Source organism: Gemella sp. 27098_8_149 (assembly GCF_041433745.1).
Taxonomy (GTDB): domain Bacteria; phylum Bacillota; class Bacilli; order Staphylococcales; family Gemellaceae; genus Gemella.
Window position 1 is genome coordinate 13,578 of the sequence record NZ_JAPWCB010000007.1, and the last position, 24,873, is coordinate 38,450.

Below are 24,873 nucleotides of genomic sequence, written 5' to 3' on the forward strand. Positions count from 1 at the left end.
GTATTAAAGAATACTAGTTATTTTTTTATTTTCAAATAATTTTTTAAAATATGAGCGTTTTCATTTTTATTATATAATTATTATGCTATACTCTATGATATAAAATAAAATATATACAAATATGAGGTAGATAAAATGAAAAAAATATTATTAACTATTTTTTCTTTTCTATTGGTATTTTCTTTAATTGGTTGTTCTCAAAAAAGTACAACAAAAGAAGAAAAAGTGTTGAAATTGGGTGTAGTGCCTAGTAGTAATAGCGAAAAGCTAGTAGATGATCTGACGCCGTTTGCGAAAGCACTGGGTGATAAATTAGGTATGAAGGTTGAAGTATTTACAGCAAGTAGCTATATAGGGGTTATAGAAGGAATAGGTAGTGGGAGTGTAGACTTCGGATTAGTTCCACCATTTTCAGCTGTTCTTTCAAATAAACAAAGTAATACAAAAAATCTCCTTGTAGGTAGAAGTACAAGTGGTAAACCTGGTTACTTTGCAGAAGTTTTTGTAAGAAAAGATTCTGATATAAAAAGTATAGCTGATTTAAAAGGTAAGAAAATTGCTTTTGTTGATCCATCTTCAGCTTCAGGTTATATTTACGCAGGGGCAATGCTAAAAGATGCTGGTATTGATTTAGAAAAAGATATTCAATACCAATTTAGTGGTGGACATGATAAAAGTTTACAATTATTACTAAATAAAGATGTAGATGCAGTAGCAAGCTATGAAAATGTAATAAGAAAATATACTAAAGAATTTCCTACATTAAAAGAAGATGTTAAAGTTATTGCTAAGAGTGAATTGATTCCAGGTGTAACAGTAGTAGCATCTAATAATCTTGATGAAGAAACTCAGAAAAAAGTAAAACAAGCTTTATTAGAGATTCAAAATGATAAAGAAACAATTCAAATTTTAACAAACTTATTTAGCATTACAGGATTTGAAGAACCAAATAATGATGCATATAAAGCTATTGAAAAAATCTCTGAAAAAATGAATATTGACCTAAATAAAGTTAAATAAAAGGGATATTTCATATAGAGATTAGATATAAAAAAGTAGCTATAAAATGTGGAAAATCAACGTTTGTTAAGTAAATGATATTATAGAATTGAAAATAATAAAAAAAGTTATACAAAAGTATTGACATTATGTTAATACTTTTGTATAATAAATATTGTTCGTTAGGAACACAAATATTTATCCACAGTAGCTCAGTTGGTAGTAGCATCTGACTGTTAATCAGAGGGTCGCAGGTTCGAGTCCTGCCTGTGGAGTTGGAGTAGTACTCAAGAGGCTGAAGAGGCGCCCCTGCTAAGGGTGTAGGTCGGGAAACCGGCGCGAGGGTTCAAATCCCTCCTGCTCCGTTTTTTTATTGGCCCGTTGGTCAAGTGGTTAAGACACCGCCCTTTCACGGCGGTAACACGGGTTCGAATCCCGTACGGGTCACCATTTGAAATAATACATTGAGAATAAGAGTTAGGTCCCGTGGTGTAGCGGTTATCACGCCTGCCTGTCACGCAGGAGATCGCGGGTTCGATTCCCGTCGGGACCGCCATTTTTGCCTTGATAGCTCAGTTGGTAGAGCAATGGATTGAAGCTCCATGTGTCGGCAGTTCGACTCTGTCTCAAGGCATTTTTTTATTTTAACTTAATATTTTGGCGGCTGTGGCGAAGTGGTTAACGCATCGGATTGTGGTTCCGACATTCGGGGGTTCGATTCCCCTCAGCCGCCCCATTTTTTTGAATTGAAGTAGAGAAGTAGTGTAAGTTTACATTGCTTCTTTTTTGTTTTTAAAACTATAATTTGTGCATGTTTACTTTTGTAAGCAAAATATTGGCATATTTATAAAAAGAGGAGTAAAATGGTATCTATAAAATATTAGGAGATTAAAAAATGGAAAAATCATTCGAACAACATTTAGAAAACTTTAAAGTTATTGATTCAAAAACTGCATTACAAAAAATTGAATCAAAAGAAAAATTTGTATTATTTATTGGGAGATCTTCATGCCCATTTTGTAGAAAATTCATGCCGAAATTAAGTGAAGTAGTTGTTTCTAATAAAGTAGAAGCATTCTTCCTTAACTCAGAAGATTTCTCAGATGCATCAGGTATTGAATCATTACGTGCAAAATACTCTGTAAGAACTGTGCCAGGTTTATTAGTAGCTGAAGCAGGAGAAGTTAAAGTTGTATGTGATTCTAGCTTATCTGTAGAAGAAATTACTACTTTCATTAAATAATAATCAAACTCGTCTATTTTGTGTAGGCGAGTTTATTATTGTCTTGTATAAATTAATTATAAAACGTATAAGTAATTAAACTAAATATTAAACAAGATGTAATATTAAAATACTGAAAAAAACTATTTTAAATGATATAATAGTAGTTATAAAATTTTACTAACAATGTAGATTAGTTTATTTTATAGTTCATTGTAAAATAATGAGGTGATAGTGTGAATAGTGAAAAGTTAGAAGTAAAGAATCTAATTTTTAATTATGGTGTAAAAAACATATTAAATGATATATCATTTGAAGTACCTAATGGTGATTTTGTTGCAATTGTAGGAAAAAGTGGAGCGGGGAAATCGACCTTACTACGTTGTTTGAACTTGTTAAACAAGCCTCAATCAGGAGAGATAATTATAACAGGTGAAAATATAGTACAGTTTAATAGAACAAGGTTGAAACGCATCAGAAGAGATATTGCTTTTATATTTCAAGATTATAATGTACTAGATAATTTATATACTGTTGAAAATGTTTTAACACCTTATTTAGTAAAAAAATCTGCCTTGGGTCTTTTATTAGGATATACAAAAAAAGAATATAATGAAGGTGTTGATTTCTTAAAGCAAGTTGGATTAGAGGATGAGGCTTTTAAAAAGTCTAAGTATTTATCAGGTGGTCAAAAGCAAAGGGTCGCTATAGCTAAAGCATTAGCCCAAAACCCAAAAATTTTACTAGCCGACGAACCTGTTAGCAGTTTGGACGAAAAAAATACGACACTGATAATGGATACATTTAAAAAATTAAATGAAGAAAATGGAATAACAGTGCTTATAAATCTTCACGATGTTAATCTAGCGAAAAAATATAGTACAAAGATTTTAGGATTAAAGGACGGAAAAGTTTTATTTTATAAAGATTCTGAGAAGGTGACTAAAGATGAATTTGAAGAACTTTATAATTAAAAAATCTATAACGAAGTTAGCTTCGTTGTCTTTTATTGTTTTGATTATTTTTATTGCATATAGCCAATATGATACAAAAACTTTTTCATTAGGATTTAAAAGGATACAAAATCTTCTTGGACGCATGTATCCCGTAGATTTTTCTATTTTACCTGAATTGAAACAACCGATTATAGAAACAATTAACATTGCTCTATTTTCATCTATATTAGCTTTATGCACAACGTTAATATTATTACCAATACTAACTAATGTACTATTTAAACTTAAGATAATTCCAAAAATATTTAGTGCGGTTTTCTCTATTTTTAGAACAATGCCATTTCTAATAATTGCTGCTATCTTAGTAAGTTTATTCAGTACAGGAGTATTTAGTGGTTTTGTGAGTATTTATTTAATAAATATTCTAACATCAGCTAAGTTATTGAAAGAATATGCTGAAGAAGTCGAGATTAAACAGTTAGAAGCTATGGAATCGTTAGGAGCTTCAAAATTTATTATTTATAAGAATGCTATTTTATCTAATCTTAAGCCCCAAGTTATCTCGGTATACTTTTTAACTTTAGAATCAAGTATCCGTGGAGCAAGTGTCTTAGGATTAGTTGGAGCAGGAGGAATAGGTCAAAGATTATGGCAAGAGCTAAATCACTTAAGATATGATAGAGTTTCTATAATAATTATTACTCTTGTTATTTTAATCTTCGTAATTGATCTAGTGAGTTATTATTTTAGGAATTTACAGAATACCTCTCAGTTAAATTTTGAAAAGTTTTTATTAAGAAGAAATGTAGTAAAATTTGGTATTCCTCTTATTATTGTAGGGAGTATTTTATACGTTACTAATTTCATTAATATTTCACATGAGAGATTTATCATAGGATTAAAACAGTTAAATGTATTGGCTAAAGGAATTATAAACCCTGATTTAGCATATGTTCCAAAAATGCTTAGCGAGCTGTTTGTGAGTATAGAAATTGCATTTAGTGCGACGATTTTTGCGGCTGTAACAGCTATATTTACATCTTATTTATCATCGGTAAATCTTTTTGGTAAATATAAAGCATTAGGCGTAAAAGTCTTTATAAATATATTAAGAACATTTCCACCGATAATAGTGGCATTAATATTCTTTAGAGGATTTGGGCCTGGAGCAATTAGTAGTTTCTTTGCATTATATATTTATACAGTTGGTGTTATGACAAAAATGTATAATGAGGTACTAGAAGGAATTAATAACAATGTATTATTAATGACAAAAAGTCTAGGGCTTGGAAGTTTTATTAGTTATGTTAAAATAATATTTAATGGATACTTCCCTGAATTCGTTACTATAGTTTTATATAGATTTGAATCAAATATCAAAAATTCAACTATTTTAGGTATGGTAGGTGCAGGTGGTATTGGACATTTGCTTGTAAATAATATAGAATATAGAAATTGGAATAGAATTTCAACATTATTAATCGGCTTATCGTTATCGATAATTATTATAGAAAATATCTCATACTTTATTAGAATGAGAGTAAAAAAATAATTAAAGAAAATATTAAAACAAGGAGAAATAGATGCGTCTAAAAGTAGGAAAAATTGTTAATACTCATTCTTTAAAAGGAGAGGTGAAAGTAATTTCATCAACTGACTTTGAAGAAGAACGTTTTAAAAAGGGTAGTGAATTATTAATAACTAGAGGAAATCAAGTTGTTAAAGAAGTGGTTGTAGAAAGCTACAGAACACATAAAAATAATCTTCTAGTAAAATTCGTAGGGATTGATACAATTGAAGAAGCAGAAAAATTTAAAAATTTACAAATCAAAATCGATTCTGATAATATTGGAGAACTTGAAGAAAATGAGTTTTATTTCCATGAGATTATCGGATGCGAGGTATTTGATGAAAATAATAAATCACTAGGTGAGGTAGTTGAGATCCTTACACCTGGTGCAAATGATGTATGGGTAATAAAAGCAGAAAACGGCAAAGAAATTTTAATACCTTACATTGAAGATGTGGTTAAAAAAATAGATGTTACTAATAAAAGAATTGATATCGAAGTTATGGAAGGGTTAATTGACTAATGAAGATTGATATACTAACGCTGTTTCCAGATATGTTTGATTCATTAAATCATTCAATTTTAGGAAAAGCAAAAGATAATAAATTATTGGATATAAATATAGTTGATTATCGTAAATTTTCTGGAAATAAACATAACCAAGTAGACGATTATCCTTTCGGTGGTGGTCAGGGGATGGTATTAAAACCAGAACCGATATTTAATGCTGTTGAAAGTTTAGATAAAACCGATAAAACACGAATAATTTTACTGTGTCCGCAAGGTGAAAGATTTAGTCAGAAAAAAGCTGAGGAGCTTTCTGAAGAAGAACACTTGATTTTCATCTGTGGTCACTATGAAGGTTATGATGAAAGAATTAGAGAGTACTTAGTAACAGATGAATTATCTATTGGTGATTTCATTTTGACAGGTGGAGAATTTGCTGCTATGACAATGGTCGATAGTATAGCACGTCTTGTTCCTGATGTTCTAGGAAAGGAAGAATCCCACAAGGATGATTCATTCTCGACTGGGTTACTAGAATATCCTCAATATACACGACCAAAGGACTATAAGGGAATGGTAGTTCCTGATGTGTTGACAAGTGGTCATCACAAAAATATAGAAACTTACAGAAAAAAAGAAAGTCTACGAAGAACGTTGACAAGACGACCAGATTTACTGGAAAACTATGAATTAAGTAAAGAAGAAGCCAAATTACTTGATGAAATAAAAAAAGAATTAAAAAATTAACATAAAATAAATGACATAACTGTATTTTTGATGTATAATATTAATATAGTATGTATTGTAAGCACAGGAGGATTAGAAGTAATGACAACTTCATTTGAGGAATTATTAAATAGCTCAGAAATGCTGAAAAAAGGAGATAAAGTAACTGGTACTGTATCAAAAATCGATAACGATAAAGTTTACGTTGATGTAGCAGGAGCACAATATGACTGCGTAATTTTACGTAACCAAATTACAAGAAAACCATTCGAAAACATTGAAGACGTATTATCAGTTGGTGACGAAGTAGAAGCTCAAGTAACAGGAATTAGAGCTGATCGTGAAAAAAGATCAGAAGATGTACCTGGTGTAATCTACTTATCACACAAAATTTTAGAAAATGCTGAATATAAAAAATTAATGGAATTATCATGGACTGGAATTATTGAAAAATTCGAAAATGGTGAATTAATTCAAGCAACAGTTTCTGGACAAACTAAAGGTGGATTATTAGCTGACGTAGAAGGATTACGTGCGTTCATTCCAGGTTCATATATTGATACTAAATTCAGAAAAGACTTATCAAAATTCGTAGGAAATGAATATACATTCAAAATCGAAGAAGTAGATAAATCTAAAAATAAAATTATCTTAAACAGACGCGTAATCTTAGAAGAAGAAAAAGCTAAAAAATTAGCTGAAGTTTATGGAAATATTAATGAAGGTGATGTTATCGAAGGTAAAGTTAGTCGTATCACTGACTTTGGAGCATTCGTTAACATCGGTGAAGTTGATGGACTATTACATATCTCAGAAATTTCTCACGCTCGTGTAGAAAAAGTTTCAGATGTGCTTTCAGTTGGAGATACTGTAAAAGTTGCAGTTATCGCTGTAGATAAAGAAAATGAAAAAGTTTCACTTTCAGCTAAAACTTTATTACCAACACAATGGGAAGTAGCTCGTGCTACAATTAAAGCTGGAGATGTATTAGAAGGTGTTGTTCGTAACACAACTGCATTTGGAGCATTTGTTGAAGTATTACCAGATGTTGAAGGATTAGTTCACATTTCTCAAATTTCTCACGATAGAGTAACTAACGTAGAAGACGTTCTTAAAAAAGGTGATAAAGTAAACGTAAAAGTTTTAGAATTTGATTTCGAAAACGAAAGATTATCTTTATCAATCAAAGAACTTTTAGAAAAACCAGTTAAAGAAGAAGTTAAGGAAGAAGCTGAATATGATACTTCTTACTTAAAAGATGAAGATACTTCATTCAATCTAGGGGACAAATTTAAAGATATCGAACTTTAATTTGAAAAAATAAAGAAATAAAGGCAGTAGATAAGCTTGTCTATTGCTTTTATTTTTTAGGTAGAAATGAATAGTGAAGTTTAGTTGAAATATGGATTTTAACTAATGAACTTTGCTATTTTAGCAAAAAAATATTTAAAGATATGGAGGTAAAAACATGGCAAAACCAACAGTTGCAATAATAGGTAGACCAAACGTCGGTAAATCTACAATTTTCAATAAAATAATTGGTGATAGATTATCTATTGTAGAAGACGTGGCAGGTGTTACTCGTGATAGAATATACTCAAAAGCAGAATGGTTAAATTACTCATTCTTTATGATAGATACTGGAGGAATTGAATTAGAAGATACTCCTTTCCAAAAACAAATCAGAGCACAAGCTGAACTAGCAATCGACGAAGCAGATGTTATTATTTTCTTAACAAATGGTCGTGATGGAGTAACTAGTGATGATGAAGAAGTTGCTAGATTACTTTATAAAACTGATAAACCAGTTGTACTTGCAGTAAACAAAATTGATAACTTTGATATGAATCATATGATTTATGATTTCTATTCATTAGGATTTGGAGATCCATTCCCAATTTCTGGATCTCATGGACTAGGTATCGGTGATTTACTTGATGAAGTTTGTAAAAACTTTAAAGTTCTAGAAGAAGAGGAAGAAGATGACAAAATTAGATTCTCTCTTATCGGGCGTCCTAATGTTGGTAAATCTAGTTTGATTAATACAATTTTAGGTGAAGAACGTGTTATTGCATCTGATATCGCAGGTACTACACGTGATGCAATCGATACTGATTTCAAACACAACGGGGATGAATATGTAGTAATCGATACTGCTGGTATCAGAAAACGTGGTAAAGTATATGAAAGCTGTGAAAAGTATTCAGTACTTCGTTCTCTTAAAGCTATTGAACGTTCAGATGTCGTCTTAGTTGTTCTTAATGCTGAGGAAGGTATTATTGAACAAGACAAGAAAGTTGCAGGATATGCACACGAATCTGGAAAAGGTGTAATCATAGTTGTTAACAAATGGGATGCAATTGCTAAAGATGATAAGACAATGAAAGAATTCGACGAAAAAATTCGTGATAGTTTTGCTTACTTAGATTATGCTAAAATTATCTATGTTTCAGCGAAGACGAAACAACGTGTATTTAACATCTTCCCATTAATTAAAGAATCATATGAAAATAGACAACGTCGTATTCAAAGTTCAACACTTAATGAAATCGTTGTGGATGCTGTTTCTATGAACCCAACACCACAAGATAAAGGTAAGAGACTTAATATTTTCTATGCATCACAAGTTGCTATTAATCCACCGACATTTGTGTTCTTCGTGAATTATCCAGAACTTATGCACTTCTCTTATGAGAGATTTTTAGAAAATAGAATCCGTGATTCTTTCAATTTTGAAGGAACACCGATTAAACTAATAGCGAGACAAAGAAACTAATAGTTTAGAATATAAATTTATAGTACGATCTAGAAGTAAGTTAACTTTTGGATCGTATTTTTTTATTGAAAATTAAAGTATAAATTAGGTAATCTTATGAAAAATATTGAAAATATAATAAAAAATAATAAAAATAACTAAAATGAATTATCAATGGTAAAATTTAGTCGAAATACTAGCAAATAATTTTAGAACGTGGTATAATTCTTCTTATATACTTTACTAATTAGGAGGTAATCTATATGCCATTAGGATATTATGGAATGTCAGGAAGTTATATACTTTACTTTTTACTAATTATGCTGATTCCTTTATGGGCTCAATTTAAAGTAAAAAGAACATACGAAAGATATAAAAAAGTAAGAACAAAATCAGGATTAACTGGAAAAGAAGTTGCAGAAATTATAATGCAAGCAAATGGAATAACAGGTGTTAAAGTAGTAAGAGGTGAGGTTGAGTTATCAGACCACTACGATCCAACTAATAATATTGTAGTACTTTCACCCATAGTTCATGATCAACCGACAGTTGCATCAGTTGCGATTGCAGCCCACGAAATTGGTCACGTTATTCAAGATAAAGTAGCAGACTATAAACCGATGAGATGGAGACACTCATTAGTACCATTAGCTAATCTTGGAGGAAACTTATCAACAATTCTTATTATGGTAGGATTCTTATTAACAGGATTAATTGGTCAATTCGGTTATACAGTTGCTTGGGTTGGAGTAGGATTCATGCTATTTGCAGTACTATTCCAAGTAGTAACATTACCAGTTGAGTTTGATGCTTCAAAACGAGCATTAGAACAAGTGGTTGACTTAAACATTGTAGACGATCAAGAACACAGACATTGTCGTAAAGTTTTAACAGCAGCAGCTTTAACTTATGTTGCAGCAGCAGTTGTAGCTTTAATGGAGATGTTAAGATTCGTCTTCATATTACTAAACAGTAATAATAGAGATTAATAAATATTAGATTGTCAATGAAAATTGGCAATCTTTTTTTGTTAAAAAGATGCAATATTTTACAAGATATAAATTAAACTTTCAATTCAATTAAAGTGAAACGTGTTTCAGCAGAGCACTGAACTTATGTAAATAATAAAGCTGAATATCAAGCTAATATTTCTTTCATAATATCTATATTAGTGATATAATATTGTAAGACTATATAATGAAGAGGTAAAAAATGATTTACGGAATCGGTTGTGATATCGTCGATATTCATCGCTTTGAAAAATATGTCGATGATAAAAAACGACTTGAAAAATTATATACAGAAAATGAATTAAATGAATTTTATAAAATAACAAATCATAGAAGAAAAATGGAGTTTTTGGCTGGGCGTTTTGCTGTAAAGGAGGCTACTTCAAAAGCTTTAGGAGTAGGGATTTCTAAAGATTTTTCTTTTAATGATGTAGAAGTAAAAAAAGATGATAGAGGGAAACCTTATATTGAATACAAAGACTTTATTACACATTTAACGATAAGCCATACTGATTCAACGGTTGTGGCATTTGTTATTTTAGAGAAGGGGGACAAGATTAATGATTAATGATAGACCAACAGAATTAAGAGTAGACTTAGATGCGTTACTTAATAATTATAATAAGCTAACAGCACTTAATAATGAAAAAACTGGTATAGCAATAGTAAAAGCTGATTCTTATGGGTTAGGTGCAAGAGTAATCGCAGATCATCTATATAAAAATGGTGTTAGACATTTTGCCACTGCTACATTAGAAGAAGCATTGGAATTAAAAGATGTAGTTTTTGATAGTATGGTGCTTGTATTAGGAGTAACAAATCCCCAAAATGTAAAATATGCTGTTGAAAACAATATATCATTAACATGTCCATCTAAAGTATGGTTAGAAGAATGTCTAGAAGAGTTGGAAAATATTGAAGGTAAATTAAAAATCCATGTTAAGATTGATACCGGAATGGGAAGAATAGGTACTTCTGATAAAGAAGAAATAATTGAAATAGATAAGCTACTTTCATCTGAAAAAATTGATTTCGAAGGTATTTTTTCACATTATTCTAATGCTGATGGTAGTGATAATAATTATGATGATTATCAAACTAAAAATTTCGATGAAAGAATAAAGCTATTTACCCATAAACCAAAATACATTCATATTGGAAATTCAGCTAGCACAGTAAAATATAGTGATAGAAAAGATCAGTATAATATGACTAGATTAGGGATTTCACTTTATGGATGCTATCCTAGTGAAAACATTGAAAAATTAGACAAAATTAAATTAGATCCAGTAGTTTCGTTAGTGAGTAAGATAACGCATGTTAAGAAATTTTTAAAAGGTGAAAAACTAGGGTATGGTGTTAGTTATGAAGCTAAACAAGATGAATATATTGCAACAGTTCCTATCGGCTATGCTGATGGTATTCTAAGGCGTGCTCAAGGGTTCAAGATTAAAGTGGGTTCGGAAGACTGTGAGATAGTAGGACGTGTTTGTATGGATCAACTTATGGTGCGTTGTAGTGAAAATATAAAAGTAGGAGACGACGTTCTATTTTTTGGAGAGAATAATGGCCAAAAAATATCAGTCGATGATTTTGCTACATTCCAAGATACAATAAGTTATGAAATATTCTGTTGTATAAATAAACGTGTTCCAAGAGTTTATTACAAAAATAAAATGGAGTTATAGTATGTACGAGAAAATTACAAAAAACTTAGCAACTAAGTTAAAAATACAAGATAAGTATATAGTAAATGTATTAAACTTACTAGAAGAAGGAAATACAATTGCATTTATCGCAAGGTATAGAAAAGAATTAACAAATTCTCTAGATGAAGTTGCTATTAAACAAATTCAAGATGAATTTAATTATTTAAAATCGCTTGAAGAAAGAAAAGAAGAGGTAATTAGATTAATTTCAGAAAAAGGTCTACTTACTGATGAACTAAAAAAAGATATTTTAGCTCAAGAAAAATTACAAAGGGTTGAAGATTTATATCGTCCTTTTAAAGAGAAAAAACGTACTAAGGCAACGATAGCTAAAGAAAAAGGATTAGAGAAACTAGCAAATTATATTTTAAAACTTCCAAAATCATTAGAAGATTTGAATAAAGAAGCTGCTAAGTATATAAATGCTGAAAAAGAGGTTAATACAGTAGAAGAAGCAATTAACTATGCATTAGATATTATCGCAGAAAATATTTCTGATAGTGCGAAATATCGTGAGTATGTATTAGAAAACACTAGAAAATTCGGTCAAATTACTTCAGTACTTAAAAAAGGTGGAGAAGAAAAAGACGAAAATTCTACTTATAAAAACTACTATGAGTTTGGAGAACAAATTTCGAAAATTGCTTCTCATAGAATTCTTGCATTAAACAGAGCGGAAAAAGAAGGAATAATCCGTGTAAATATAGAAAATGATAAAGATAGATTACACAATTATATACTACGTGGTTTAACAAAGAATCGTCAGACTGCTATTAGCAATTTGCTACTAGAATGTATAGCTGATAGTATGAAGAGGTTAATTTATCCATCAATTGAAAGAGAAATTCGTAGTGATTTAACGAAAAAAGCTGAGGAAGATTCTGTTGTTATCTTCTCAGAAAATTTAAAACAACTATTGATGCAAAGTCCTCTTAAAAACAAAAAAGTTTTAGGAATTGACCCTGCATTTAGAACAGGTTGTAAGATGGCGATTGTTGATGAATATGGTAATTTTATAGATAAAATGGTAATCTACCCGCATAAACCAGCTTCAGCAGATAAGCAAGAAAAATCAAAGAAAGATTTAATTAAATTTATTAATAAACACAATATTAACTTAATAGCTATCGGTAATGGAACAGCATCTCGTGAAACTGAGAAATTTGTAGTAGATAATTTAAAAGAAGCGGGATTAAAAATTGACTATGTTATTGTAAATGAAGCGGGGGCGAGTGTGTACTCAGCTAGTGAAGTAGCTCGTGAAGAATTTCCTGACTTTAATGTAGAAGAAAGAAGTGCTGTATCTATAGCACGACGTATTCAGGATCCATTAAGTGAACTTGTAAAAATTGATCCTAAATCAATCGGTGTAGGACAATACCAACACGATATTACTCCTAAGTTTTTAGAAAAAGAACTTACTTTCGTAGTAGAGACTGCGGTTAACAAAGTAGGGGTAAATGTTAATACCGCATCTGTTTCGCTATTATCATATGTTTCAGGTGTTAATAAACAAATCGCAAAAAATATCGTAGCGTATCGTCAAGAAAATGGAAAAATAGAAACAATTAAAGAAATAGCTAAAGTTCCAAGACTTGGTAAAAAGACATTCGAACAATGTGTAGGATTCTTTAGAATTCCAGATAGTAAAAATATTTTCGATGCTACAGGTATTCACCCAGAAAGTTATAAAGCAGCAGAGAATTTACTAAAAGAGCTGAAACTATCAACTAAAGAAGTGGGAACAGAAGAGTTTGCAACGACAGTTGATAGTGTAGATAAAAAAGCTCTAGCAGAAAAAATTGGTGTTGGACTTGAAACTTTAGAAGATATAATTAAAGATTTAAAACAACCGCTACGAGATGAACGTGAATCATTCGCTAAACCGTTGTTAAAATCTGATATTCTAACTATCGATGATCTTCAAGTAGGTGTGAAATTAGCAGGTACTGTTAGAAATATTACACAGTTTGGAGCATTTATCGATATCGGTTTAAAACAAGATGCGATGGTACATATTTCAAAAATTAGTAAAAATTATATAAAAAACCCACTTGATGTTCTTAGTGTAGGTCAGATCGTAGATGTTTATGTAATAGACATAGACAAAGAACGAGGACGAGTTGCACTAGCAATGTTTAAAGATTAAAGGAGGTAAAAATGAGTAATACTAAATCAAAATACCTTCCAAGTATAGATAGCTTGAGGGCATTGGCAGTATTAGCCGTTATTATTTATCATGTTGATGTAAATTACCTACCGGGTGGATTTTTAGGGGTTGATCTATTTTTTGTTTTATCAGGATATTTAATTAGTTCATTAATTATAAAAGAATTCAGAAAAACAGGGACTGTAAATTTATATAACTTCTATATAAGAAGGGCTAGACGTCTGTTGCCAGCCGTTTACTTTATGATAACGGTTGGGTTAGTAGTAATGGTACTTTTTAATGAAGTTCTGCTTCGTAAGAGTCATATAGATGCTATATTTGGTTATATATATTCTAGTAACTGGTGGTATATTTTCCATAAGCTAGACTATTTTGATAGCTTCGGTGCGCAAAGCCCATTTAAACATTTATGGTCTTTAGCAATAGAAGAGCAATTTTATATGATTTTTCCATTGCTATTCTTATTAGTCAATGGAAAGAAAAAATCAAAAGATGGAACGTATAAATTAAATAAGAACTTTTTATATGTTGTTCTTGGATTAATATTAGTATCATTAATAGCTCATATTCTTTTATTTGATATAAATAATATTAGCAGAATTTATTTTGGTACAGACACAAGAGCATTTTCTCTGCTTGTAGGGGTGGTAGGAGCAATATTATATCCTATGGAAAGATTACATTCTAAGGTAACTCCTCAACAAAATATGATTTACAGTGTAGTTTCACTAGCTTCTATCGCTACTTTAATTACAGTTATGGTTTATACATCTGAATATAATACATGGTTATATAGAGGAGGATTCCTTCTTGTAGCTATATTAGGGTTAATCGTCATTATTAGTAGTGGTAAACAACACACATTAATGTCGAAATTATTATCATTTAAACCTATTGTGTTTATTGGGAAAATTTCATACAGTTTATATCTATGGCATTTTCCGATACTAGTATTAACAACGCCGGTATCAGAGATTGGTAACCCAAATATATTCTTTGTAATTTTAAGAATAGTTTTAACATTTGCTGTAGCAATAGTGAGTTATGTATTTGTTGAAACTCCGATAAGAAAATTAGGATTTATAAATTACATAAATGCTATATTCAAAAAACTGAAAAAACGTCCTAGAAAATCTCGTAAGATTTATGCAGGTATTGTTGGATTAGTTTCGGTATTATTCTTAATGGGAATTTTCGGGAAAAGTGTTCCATTTATCTCTACAGCTTTTGTAAAAGAAATGGAAACTAATAAAGAAACTCAGTTTGTAAATAACGGAAACAATAAAGATAATAATCAAGAAAAGTCAAGTGATTCTAACAAAGATAAAAAAGAGAATCAAGAAGATAAAAATAATTCTGATAAGAAATATAGTTCAGTACTGGTTATGGGTGATTCATTAACAGTAGATATTGGAGAAAAATTCCAAGAACTATATCCAGGAGCTGTTATCGACGGAAAAATTGGCCGTCAATTATATGTAGCAGTAGAAGAGGCGAAAAATTATTCTAAATACAATAATGAAAATTCAGCAATAATCTTCCAATTAGGAACTAATGGACCATTTACAGAAAGTCAAATTGAAGAATTAGTAAAAGAGTTTGATAAAGCTGATATTTACTTCGTAAATATTAAAGTACCAAGAGCTTGGGAAAAAACAGTAAATGCAGCACTAAAAGAAACCCAAGAAAAACATTCAAATGTAAAAATTATTGACTGGTATTCAGTGGCAAACAGTACCAAAGATTTATTTGAGCCAGATAGAGTTCACTTAAATCAAGCTGGTATAGCTGAAATGGTAACATTAATAGAGAAAAACTTAAAACGCCCAGTGGAAATTAAGACAAATTAATAATAATTTAGAGAACTAAGTAGTAGGTAAATGCTATTTAGTTCTTTATTTTGAATCTTTATCACGTTCGAGGCATTGGAAAAAATCTAGCTCGCATTTATTATATAGGGAGTGACTCAAAAATCGTGATTTCATAGAAATCGATTTTGTCGAGTCACCCCCGCACAGTTTATTAGATATCTAAAAAGCTTTTATAAAGCGAATTTAGATATCAATAAACCACTTGCGTTGTACGTTAGAATTTTTAGTGCCAAAGACACGTTAAAATTCTTACGTATAACGTATGCAAGGATACACCAAGAAGTGAGTCATAAGACGAAACTGATTGGATTGTGTCTACTGCTGAGGCTATGGGTTTTCATGTAAACTATTTTAATATCTAGTACTTTTGGGTCAGCCCCGTTAATACATAGATTTGTCATAGAGATAATAAAATTAAAGTGTCAATTCTGGTTGAAATGTTTAACTTTCGTTGAAATATCAATATAGTTTGTGATATAATATCTTAGTATTATAATTTATAGAATAATAAAAAGGAGATAACTATGACAAAAGTAAGAGTAAGATATGCACCATCTCCAACAGGAAATTTACATATCGGAAATGCAAGAACTGCATTATTTAATTACCTTTTTGCTAAACACAACGGTGGAGATTTCGTATTAAGAATTGAAGATACGGACTTCAAACGTAACAAAGAAGAAGGTGAACGTAGCCAACTTAAATATATGAACTGGTTAGGTTTAGATTATGATGAAGGTATTGGAAAAGAAAAAGAATTCGGTCCATACCGTCAATCTGAGAGAATCGATATTTATCAAAAATATGCTGATCAACTTATTGCAGAAGATAAAGCTTATAAATGCTATATGACTGCTGAAGAATTAGAAGCTGAAAGAGAAGAGCAAATTGCTAACGGATTACCACCACGCTACAGTGGAAAACACGCGAACTTAACAAAAGAAGAGCAAGAAGCTTTCGAAAAAGAAGGTAGAAAACCTGCTATCCGTATCCGAGTTCCTCAAGACAGAACATACAAATTTGACGATATGGTTAAAGGTGAATTATCATTCGAAGGAAAAGATTTCGGAGATTTCGTAATCATTAAAAATGATGGAGTAGCAACATACAACTTCGCTGTTGTTATTGATGACTACTTAATGAAAATTTCTCACGTATTACGTGGAGACGACCACGTTTCTAATACACCAAAACAACTGGTTGTATATGAAGCATTAGGATTTGAACCACCAAGATTCGGTCACATGACTCTAATCGTAAATGAAAACAAGAAAAAATTATCAAAACGTGATGAAAGTATTATTCAATTTATCGAACAATACGATGAATTAGGATACCTTCCAGAAGCATTATTCAACTTCATCGCATTATTAGGGTGGTCTCCAGAAGGTGAACAAGAAATCTTCTCTAAAGAAGAATTTGTTAAAATCTTTGATGAAAAACGTCTAAGTAAATCACCAGCGTTCTTCGATAACAATAAACTTACTTGGATTAACAACCAATACATCAAAGCTCAACCTTTAGAAAGAATCGTAGACTTATCATTACCATTCTTTATTAAAGAAGGTGTAGCGACTGCTGAAGAAGTAGAAGCTAACAAAGCATGGTTTGAAAAACTAATTTCATTATACCAACCACAAATGAGTTATGGAGCTGAAATCGTTGAGTTAACAAAACAATTCTTTGTAGAAGATGTTAAATTTAATGAAGAAGAATTAGAAATCTTAAAACAAGAAACTACAGCAACTGTATTCGAAGATTTCTTAACAAAAGTTACTGAAGTAGAAGAATTTACAGCTGATAACATTAAAGCTTTAATTAAAGCTATTCAAAAAGATACAGGAGTAAAAGGTAAAAACTTATTTATGCCAATCCGTATCGCATCAACAGGATCAATGCACGGTCCAGAATTAAACACAAGTTTAGAATTACTTGGTAAAGAACGTGTAGCTGCTAGAGTAAAAGCCGCATTAGAAACAATTAAATAGTATAAATTAAGAAAAGAAATAACGAAAGATTAAGGGTGAAATAAGTTAGAACTACTAAATTTTAGAGTAACCCTTAATTTTAATTTTTCGAGCTGAAAAAAGATAGAGAAATATATATAAAAGTAAAGAAAATATCTTGACATTTATCTTCAAATAAGGTATTATTACTTATGATATTGTTTATATATCTTCACGAGTAAGCCCCGGAAAACTTAGTCGTTATGACAGATTAAAAACAACATCTAGGAGGAAAAAAGACATGCGTCAAACATATATGGCAAAGCCATCAACTGTAGAAAAAAAATGGTATGTAATCGATGCTGAAGGACAAACTTTAGGTCGCTTATCATCAGAGGTAGCTTCAATTTTAAGAGGGAAACACAAACCTACTTATACACCACACATCGATACTGGGGATAATGTTATCATTATCAACGCTGAGAAAATTGTGTTAACTGGTAAAAAATTAACTGATAAAATTTACCGTCGTCACACAATGCACCCAGGTGGGTTAAAAGAAAGAACTGCTGGATTAATGGTAGAAAAATATCCAGAAGAACTTTTAGAACTATCTATCAAAGGTATGTTACCAAAAAATACTTTAGGTAGAGCTCAAGGAATGAAACTTCACGTTTACCGTGGAGCTGAACACCCACACGCAGCACAAAAACCAGAAAAATACGAATTACGTGGATAATATAGGAGGAAATAATTAAATGGCACAAGTAGAATATCGCGGTACAGGACGCCGTAAAAGCTCAGTAGCACGTGTAAGATTAGTACCTGGAACAGGGAAAGTTGTTATCAACAACAGAGAAATGCGTGAATACTTACCATTAGAATCATTAGTATTAGACTTAATGCAACCTTTAGAAGTTACATCTACTACAGGTAACTATGACGTTTTAGTTAACGTTAACGGTGGAGGATACACAGGACAAGCTCAAGCAATCCGTCACGGAATTGCACGTGCTTTACTAGAAGTAAACCCAGAATACCGTAAAGACTTAAAACCAGCAGGATTACTAACTCGTGACCCTCGTATGAAAGAACGTAAAAAATACGGTCTTCGTGGTGCGAGACGTGCTCCTCAATTCTCTAAACGTTAATATTGGTCTTATACCAAATTACGTCAAGACATCAGAGAACTTTCTCTGGTGTCTTTTTTTGTTTTGGTTAAAACAGGTTCTCTTATAGTAGTATTTATTAAGATAAAATAAAAAAACTGAAACTTTATGAATTATTCATAGTCATTTCAGTTTTTTCATTATAAATATATTATTCGTATATTTCAGAATCTTTCAGTGTGAAGACTACTTCTGTTCCAGCTGGATAATTATCTAAAGATAATAATAGTATTTTTTCTTCAATTTTCTTAGGTTTAATTTCTGCGCTTACTTGAGCTATCTCATTTAATTCATCATAAAGATTTTTAAATAATCTTGCATCTTTTACCTTAATCTTTGGATTTATTTGATAACTTGGCGTTTCACCAAACCAAGTATCTTCATTCTGAAAATCAATTTCTGATTTCTCATTGATTTTTAATTTGATTGCAATATCATAATCAAATGTATAACGATCAAAAAGTTTAGCAAGGCTACTGATATAGTCATGTGATCCTTTATTTGATCCATTGATAAATTTTAATTTTGCACTATAATCGATGGCATTAAGATCGAAAATCTCTGCCATTTTGAAAACGTCAAATTCATCATAAACATCAGAAGTTACAAAATTGACTTTAACATCATATCCCACACGTTGAAATTCTTGATATTTTTCAAGAAGTTGGTCTACCGTAGCATCTTCAATGTTCTCTTTCACATTTGTAACAGATTCTTTCCCATCTTCTATAACTTCTTGTTTAGGATACTTAACTGTTAATATATAGTTCATCCAATTATTCCTCCTTAAATTTAACACAATTTATATTATACATATCTTTTTATCTATTTACAATAGTGTAAAATTAGTTTTAATAAATTTACGATTATTATTATAATATATTGAGTGAATATTTTTCAAATTTTCAGAAACATCTGAAAATGATGAATACATAATCTTGACATTTTTATGCAAAGTTTATATAATAAGAATCATAATTTAAAAAAAGGAGGTCATTGCACATGAAAATAATTGCAATTTCAACAAGAAGTGTCGATTACAAATCAGATGCAGGTATAGCTAAAAGACGTTTATACATTAATGGTTATTTTTCAGAAATAGCAGAAAAAGCTGGCTTTATTTTATTCCCAGTTTGTTCTGATAATGGATTAGAGGAAATTGCAGCCATGTGTAGTGGCTTGATAATTGCTGGAAGAGATAGGGACATAAATCCTAAGTATTATGGAGAAGAGCCTTTAGAGGGCTTAGAATACCCAGAGGATCTCTATGAAGATAAGTTAGACTTTAGACTTATTGAGCTTTTCGAAAAAAGTAATAAGCCTATCTTAGGTATATGTAGCGGATTACAGAGTTTAAATATATACCACGGAGGTACTTTAAAACAGCATATAGATGAGCATACAAGTAAAGAACACTTAGTCCGTCATAATATTGATATTGAAGAAGGTTCATTTGTTCATAGTTTATATGGAAGTAAAACAGAAGTTAATTCAATACATCACCAGGCAATTAATAAAGTAGCTGATGGTTTTAAAGTTACAGCAGTAGCAGAGGATGGTAATATTGAAGCGATAGAGAAGGGGAATCTTATTGGAGTGCAATGGCACCCAGAAGTAGACTATGAAATAGATACCTTTAAAAAATTCCTTGACCTATGTGAATAATAATAATAAAGTTTTTAATCAATATAAAAATAAAGAATATCCTATCAAAATAGTTGACTAATATCTAAAATGATGGTAAACTATTCTTTGTGTAAAATAATAGCAGTGGATTAATTGTTATTGCCTCTATGTTATACATTTTTTAATGTGGCAACTCGTAGCCTATGCTGCTAGGCGAAGTTCCAGTTTTATAACATATACAACAACGATAATCGTGCTTTTTGTTTTCACAACAATAAAAACAAAAAGATAAAAGGAGGAGCACATAATGGCTCGTTTTACAGGTTCAACTTGGAAAAAATCTCGTCGTTTAGGAATTTCACTAAGCGGTACTGGTAAGGAGTTAGCAAAACGTCCTTACGCACCAGGACAACATGGTCCTAACTTAAGAAAAAAACTATCTGAGTATGGTTTACAATTACAAGAAAAACAAAAACTTCGTTACCTACACGGTATGAACGAAAAACAATTCCGTAAATTATTTGATAAAGCTGGTAAATTACAAGGTCTTCACGGGGAAAACTTCATGGCATTACTTGCTACACGTTTAGATTCTGTAGTATACAGCTTAGGTTTAGCTAGAACTAACCGTCAAGCTAGACAATTAGTAAACCACGGACACGTTCTTGTAGATGGTAAAAAAGTAGACATCGCTTCTTACGCTGTTAAACCAGGTCAAGTAGTTTCAGTAAGAGAAAAATCTAGAAACCTTGAAATCATTAAAGAAGCTGTTGAAATCACTAACTTCGTACCTGAGTACTTAACTTTTGATGCTGATAAATTAGAAGGATCATTAGTAAGACTTCCAGAAAGAAGTGAATTACACCCAGAAATCAACGAACAACTTATCGTTGAGTACTACAGCCGTTAATAAGACAAAGCCCTTTAAACTAACGTTTAAGGGGCTTGTTTTTATTTTTGAGTAAAATCTGCGTATAAAAATTAGAAAAATATTTTATTGAATTCTTCAAAATTTAGAACTGATGAGAAAGGGGCATGAGCTTTAAATTCATGATTCTTTATTTTTAATAGATATTAAGTTCTTAATTCCACATTTATTATGACGATTATAATTTTATTAAAATAATATAATATTTTATTAAGGTAATTCATAGTATCATTTTTTCTTTACTTACATAAGTGAAGTGTTTATTAGCAATATTTCTGTAATTATGATATAATTAATAAATATTATTAATAGCGAATAATATTTATTTTAAAATAGGAGGATATTATGAACGTTTTTAGAAAAAAATCAATTGACTCTATTTTAGCAGAGTCAAGAAATAAGACGTTAAATCCCACGATGAAGACTATGGATTTAGTTCTATTTGGTATTGGGGCTATTATTGGATCAGGTATCTTAGTATTAACTGGTAAGGCTTCAGCAGAAGCAGGACCAGCAGTTGTATTTTCTTTCCTAATTGCAGGATTAGCTTGTTGTTTAGCGGCGTTATGTTATGCTGAACTAGCTTCTACAATTCCTTCAAGTGGTAGTACATATACTTATTTATATGTATCAGTTGGTGAAATTGTAGCGTATGTGATAGGTTGGGTATTAATAGGTGGATATGTTCTTACCGCCGCGACAGTAGCGAATGGTTGGTCAAGTTACTTCTCACGTCTATTAGCAGGTTTAGGTATAGAAATTCCTAAAGAATTTTATACATTACCAGCTGCTGGAGGATATGGTAACATTCCAGCGATTATCATTGTATTATTAATTACTTTTATCTTATCAAAAGGTACTTCAAGTAGTAAACTTGTAAACAACCTTATGGTAGCTGCAAAAGTAGGGATTGTAGTTTTATTCATCGTGGTTGGTGTATTTTATGTAGAACCAACAAACTGGACAAACAACTTTGCACCATCAGGATTTTCAGGTGTTATGTTAGCTGCAACTACAGTATTCTTTGCATACCTAGGATTTGATGCGATTTCTACTTCAGCAGAAGAAACAATTAATCCAGAAAAAGCTTTACCAAAAGCTATTATTATTACAATGTTAATTTGTACAGCATTCTATATTTTAGTATGTTTAGTACTTACTGGAGTTGTTCAATATAATAGACTAGGAACTGGTGATGCCTTAGCATTCGTACTAGAAGAAGTAGGGCAAAACAAAGTAGCAGGTATCGTATCTCTTGGAGCAGTAATTGGTCTTATGGCTGGTATTTTATCATTTCTGTATGCAGGTATCCGTATTACATATACAATCGCACGTGATGGTTTATTACCAAAAGGATTAACAAAAGTTAATTCAAGCCAAGTACCAAGTACAGTAACATGGGGATTAGGAATTTTAACAGCATTATTAGCAGGATTCTTACCATTAGGAAAACTAGCTGACCTTGCTAACGTAGCGTCAATTATTGCTTTTGCATTAGTAAGTTATACAACTATCGTATTCTATAAAAAATTCCCAGACTTAAAACGTGGATTTAGAGTACCAGGTATGCCAATTTTACCAATTATTTCTATTATCTTATTTGCCGCGTTACTATATAGTGTAACATTAACAACATGGATTATCTTTGTTGTTTGGGTTATCGTAGGTATGATCGTATACTTCACGTTCTCATATAAAAACAGTAAGTTAAAATAGTATAGAAATAACATAAAAATCTGGTTCAATATTTAAAAATCAAAAAGAATCGTGAGAGAAAAGCTCATGATTCTTTATTTTTTTGCATTATAAACGTATTAGTTATATGTTACAAAAATAATGTTTATTAATTATCTTTATAAAGTGATAACAAAAAATATAATGATATGATAAAAATTTATTTTGAAGAATATAACGTTTATAATATATTACTATCGATTAATCATAGAAAAAAAGAAAATTTAATAAATAGTTAGTTATAACACATAGATAAAAATTGTATTATCGAAATTCTGTAATTTTCAATATTCAATAAATAGTTAGAGATGAAGAGCATAATTAATTAATTTTTTATAAAAGTTTTACTGGATGAGAAAAATAATAAATACTAAGCAAATAATTTTTTATATGTTAAATTGTGTAATGATAAAAATAGTTATAGTATAATCATACAACAGCTATATTTGAAAAGTAAAACAGCTGTTTTTCAAATTTCTTTTCTAAGAAAGAATTAACACTTATTTTCAAAAAAATTAATATTGAATTATTTTAAGAAAGTTTAATTTATCAGGTTATACAGGGTTTACATAGTAAAAAAATAAAGAAAATATTTTCACTAAAACTTTCAATGGAAAAACGCTTTCATTATTAAAAGATCTGTGTTATTATATAAGTACAGAAAAAAATTAGGAGGTAAGGGAAATGATTATCGGAGTACCAACTGAAATAAAAAACAATGAAAGTAGAGTGTCAGCTATACCGGGAGTAGTACATGAATTAGTACTAGATGGCCACACTGTATATGTAGAAAAAGGAGCAGGATTAGCTTCAGGTATTTCAGATGCTGAATATGAAGAGGCAGGTGCTGTTTTACTTGAGAAAGCAGAAGATGTATGGAATAAATCAGATTTAATCTATAAAGTAAAAGAACCAGTACCATCTGAGTATAAATATTTTAGAAAAGGGTTAATTATTTATACTTATCTACACTTAGCTGCTGATCCTGAATTAACAAAAGAAATGGTAGATAAAGGGACTATCGGTATTGCTTTTGAAACAGTAAAAGTGGGAAAAGGACTACCATTACTTAGACCAATGAGTGAAATCGCGGGTAGAATGGCTGTGCAAGAAGGAACAAGATTCTTATCGAAAGTTCAAGGTGGTAAAGGTATCTTATTACAAGGTGTTCCAGGAGTTCAACCAGGGCATGTTGTTATTATTGGTGCAGGTGTAGCAGGTACTGCTGCGGCAACAGCTGCTGTAGGACTTGGAGCTCGTGTAACAATGATTGATGTAAACTTAGATGCGTTAACAGAGTTATCACATATTTTCGGTGGTAAAATTGAAACTCTTTACTCTAATAAATTCAATATTGCAAATGCTATTAAATCAGCAGATTTAGTAGTAAGTACAGTATTAATACCAGGAGCAAAAGCACCTAAATTAGTAACTAAAGAAATGGTTAAAGATATGCCAGATGGTGGTGTAATCGTTGACGTAGCGATTGACCAAGGTGGTACAACAGAATACACTGAAGGACGTCCAACAAGTCATGATAATCCAATCTTCGTTGAAGAAGGAGTATTACACTACTCGGTAGCTAATATTCCAGGAGCAGTAGCACAAACATCTACTTATGCATTATGTAATGCAACTGCTAAATACGTTAAAGTTATTGCTAAATTGGGAGTTAAAGAAGCTGTATCAAAATTCCCAGAATTAGTTCCTGGAGTTAACGTAGCGAATGGAAAAGTTACATTCAAAGCTGTAGCTGATGATTTAGGTTATGAGTATACTCCAGTAGAGCAAGCTTTGTAATATAATAGTTGAAATTAAAAATATGAAATAGTCGAAAATTTGTATAAATAGAGTGCTCTATCTGTTATAGAGCACTCACTTATTTTATAAAGGGTGTATTGTAGAAAAATTATAATACGAAAAACAGAAAAATAGTAATATATTTATTGTTAAATCACAAAGTGGCTTACATATA

General features: G+C 30.8%; 21 protein-coding genes and 6 tRNA genes. 26 read left to right on the top strand and 1 reads right to left on the bottom strand.

Features of this window, described 5'->3' with window-relative positions:
• Window positions 1-135 precede the first annotated feature (135 nt).
• From O3801_RS04530 to rpsI, 22 genes are all read left to right on the top strand, one after another.
• Window positions 136-1,020: a phosphate/phosphite/phosphonate ABC transporter substrate-binding protein gene (locus O3801_RS04530; protein ID WP_294683047.1), complete on the top strand. Its 885-nt coding sequence runs from the start codon at window positions 136-138 to the stop codon at window positions 1,018-1,020.
• Between the two features lie 180 nt (window positions 1,021-1,200).
• A tRNA-Asn gene (locus O3801_RS04535) sits at window positions 1,201-1,274 on the top strand.
• A gap of 2 nt (window positions 1,275-1,276) precedes the next feature.
• Window positions 1,277-1,364: transfer RNA gene (locus tag O3801_RS04540), tRNA-Ser, on the top strand.
• Between the two features lie 10 nt (window positions 1,365-1,374).
• Window positions 1,375-1,449, top strand: a tRNA-Glu gene (locus tag O3801_RS04545).
• 30 nt (window positions 1,450-1,479) lie between these two features.
• A tRNA-Asp gene (locus tag O3801_RS04550) sits at window positions 1,480-1,555 on the top strand.
• Window positions 1,556-1,560: 5 nt separating this feature from the next.
• Window positions 1,561-1,633: transfer RNA gene (locus O3801_RS04555), tRNA-Phe, on the top strand.
• Window positions 1,634-1,659: 26 nt separating this feature from the next.
• Window positions 1,660-1,735 (top strand) — tRNA-His (locus tag O3801_RS04560).
• Between the two features lie 159 nt (window positions 1,736-1,894).
• Window positions 1,895-2,242 (top strand): DUF6568 family protein, encoded by a 348-nt coding sequence (locus O3801_RS04565; RefSeq protein WP_371454202.1) that lies wholly within the window; start codon window positions 1,895-1,897, stop codon window positions 2,240-2,242.
• 215 nt (window positions 2,243-2,457) lie between these two features.
• Entirely contained in the window at window positions 2,458-3,195 is a 738-nt protein-coding gene (gene phnC / locus O3801_RS04570) for a phosphonate ABC transporter ATP-binding protein (RefSeq protein ID WP_274459277.1), read from the top strand.
• A 40-nt stretch (window positions 3,196-3,235) separates the two neighbouring features.
• Window positions 3,236-4,729, top strand: coding sequence for a PhnE/PtxC family ABC transporter permease (locus O3801_RS04575; RefSeq protein ID WP_371454203.1), 1,494 nt, complete (start codon window positions 3,236-3,238; stop codon window positions 4,727-4,729).
• 31 nt (window positions 4,730-4,760) lie between these two features.
• The gene (rimM, locus tag O3801_RS04580) at window positions 4,761-5,270 is read left to right on the top strand and encodes a ribosome maturation factor RimM (RefSeq protein ID WP_371454204.1); all 510 of its coding nucleotides are present in this window, start codon (window positions 4,761-4,763) and stop codon (window positions 5,268-5,270) included.
• Window positions 5,270-6,001, top strand: a complete 732-nt coding sequence (gene trmD / locus O3801_RS04585) for a tRNA (guanosine(37)-N1)-methyltransferase TrmD (RefSeq protein ID WP_060913888.1) — start codon at window positions 5,270-5,272, stop codon at window positions 5,999-6,001. Before rimM ends, trmD begins: the two co-directional genes overlap by 1 nt.
• An 81-nt stretch (window positions 6,002-6,082) precedes the next feature.
• Window positions 6,083-7,291 carry a 30S ribosomal protein S1 gene (gene rpsA, locus O3801_RS04590; protein WP_371454205.1) on the top strand — a complete coding sequence of 403 codons (1,209 nt, stop codon included), beginning with the start codon at window positions 6,083-6,085 and terminating at the stop codon, window positions 7,289-7,291.
• A 157-nt stretch (window positions 7,292-7,448) separates the two neighbouring features.
• Window positions 7,449-8,756: a ribosome biogenesis GTPase Der gene (gene der, locus O3801_RS04595; RefSeq protein ID WP_294683523.1), complete on the top strand. Its 1,308-nt coding sequence runs from the start codon at window positions 7,449-7,451 to the stop codon at window positions 8,754-8,756.
• Between the two features lie 242 nt (window positions 8,757-8,998).
• On the top strand, window positions 8,999-9,724 hold the full coding sequence (locus O3801_RS04600; RefSeq protein WP_371452618.1) for a zinc metallopeptidase: 726 nt from the start codon (window positions 8,999-9,001) through the stop codon (window positions 9,722-9,724).
• Between the two features lie 223 nt (window positions 9,725-9,947).
• Window positions 9,948-10,313: a holo-ACP synthase gene (gene acpS / locus O3801_RS04605; protein ID WP_371452619.1), complete on the top strand. Its 366-nt coding sequence runs from the start codon at window positions 9,948-9,950 to the stop codon at window positions 10,311-10,313.
• Entirely contained in the window at window positions 10,306-11,433 is a 1,128-nt protein-coding gene (gene alr / locus O3801_RS04610; RefSeq protein WP_371454206.1) for an alanine racemase, read from the top strand. Before acpS ends, alr begins: the two co-directional genes overlap by 8 nt.
• A gap of 1 nt (window position 11,434) precedes the next feature.
• A complete protein-coding gene (locus O3801_RS04615; protein WP_371454207.1) occupies window positions 11,435-13,603 on the top strand; it encodes a Tex family protein in 2,169 nt (722 codons plus the stop codon).
• Window positions 13,604-13,614: 11 nt separating this feature from the next.
• Window positions 13,615-15,474, top strand: a complete 1,860-nt coding sequence (locus tag O3801_RS04620; protein WP_371454208.1) for an acyltransferase family protein — start codon at window positions 13,615-13,617, stop codon at window positions 15,472-15,474.
• 545 nt (window positions 15,475-16,019) lie between these two features.
• Complete coding sequence (gene gltX / locus O3801_RS04625; RefSeq protein ID WP_371454209.1) at window positions 16,020-17,483, top strand: glutamate--tRNA ligase; 1,464 nt, start codon at window positions 16,020-16,022, stop codon at window positions 17,481-17,483.
• A 259-nt stretch (window positions 17,484-17,742) separates the two neighbouring features.
• Window positions 17,743-18,180: a 50S ribosomal protein L13 gene (gene rplM, locus O3801_RS04630; protein ID WP_003144827.1), complete on the top strand. Its 438-nt coding sequence runs from the start codon at window positions 17,743-17,745 to the stop codon at window positions 18,178-18,180.
• A 19-nt stretch (window positions 18,181-18,199) separates the two neighbouring features.
• Window positions 18,200-18,592 (top strand): 30S ribosomal protein S9, encoded by a 393-nt coding sequence (gene rpsI, locus O3801_RS04635; RefSeq protein ID WP_003145894.1) that lies wholly within the window; start codon window positions 18,200-18,202, stop codon window positions 18,590-18,592.
• Window positions 18,593-18,761: 169 nt separating this feature from the next.
• Here rpsI and O3801_RS04640 read toward each other — a convergent pair whose 3' ends face one another.
• Window positions 18,762-19,382: a hypothetical protein gene (locus O3801_RS04640; protein WP_371454210.1), complete on the bottom strand. Its 621-nt coding sequence runs from the start codon at window positions 19,380-19,382 to the stop codon at window positions 18,762-18,764.
• A gap of 230 nt (window positions 19,383-19,612) precedes the next feature.
• Here O3801_RS04640 and O3801_RS04645 point away from each other — a divergent pair, with 230 nt between their 5' ends.
• The 4 genes from O3801_RS04645 (at window position 19,613) to ald (ending at window position 24,698) form a co-directional block, all read left to right on the top strand.
• Window positions 19,613-20,275 (top strand): gamma-glutamyl-gamma-aminobutyrate hydrolase family protein, encoded by a 663-nt coding sequence (locus tag O3801_RS04645; protein WP_371454211.1) that lies wholly within the window; start codon window positions 19,613-19,615, stop codon window positions 20,273-20,275.
• Between the two features lie 268 nt (window positions 20,276-20,543).
• Window positions 20,544-21,146 carry a 30S ribosomal protein S4 gene (rpsD, locus tag O3801_RS04650; protein ID WP_003145898.1) on the top strand — a complete coding sequence of 201 codons (603 nt, stop codon included), beginning with the start codon at window positions 20,544-20,546 and terminating at the stop codon, window positions 21,144-21,146.
• A 360-nt stretch (window positions 21,147-21,506) separates the two neighbouring features.
• Window positions 21,507-22,880, top strand: a complete 1,374-nt coding sequence (locus O3801_RS04655; protein ID WP_371454247.1) for an amino acid permease — start codon at window positions 21,507-21,509, stop codon at window positions 22,878-22,880.
• Window positions 22,881-23,582: 702 nt separating this feature from the next.
• Entirely contained in the window at window positions 23,583-24,698 is a 1,116-nt protein-coding gene (gene ald / locus O3801_RS04660; RefSeq protein WP_371454212.1) for an alanine dehydrogenase, read from the top strand.
• The last annotated feature ends 175 nt before the right edge of the window (window positions 24,699-24,873 follow it).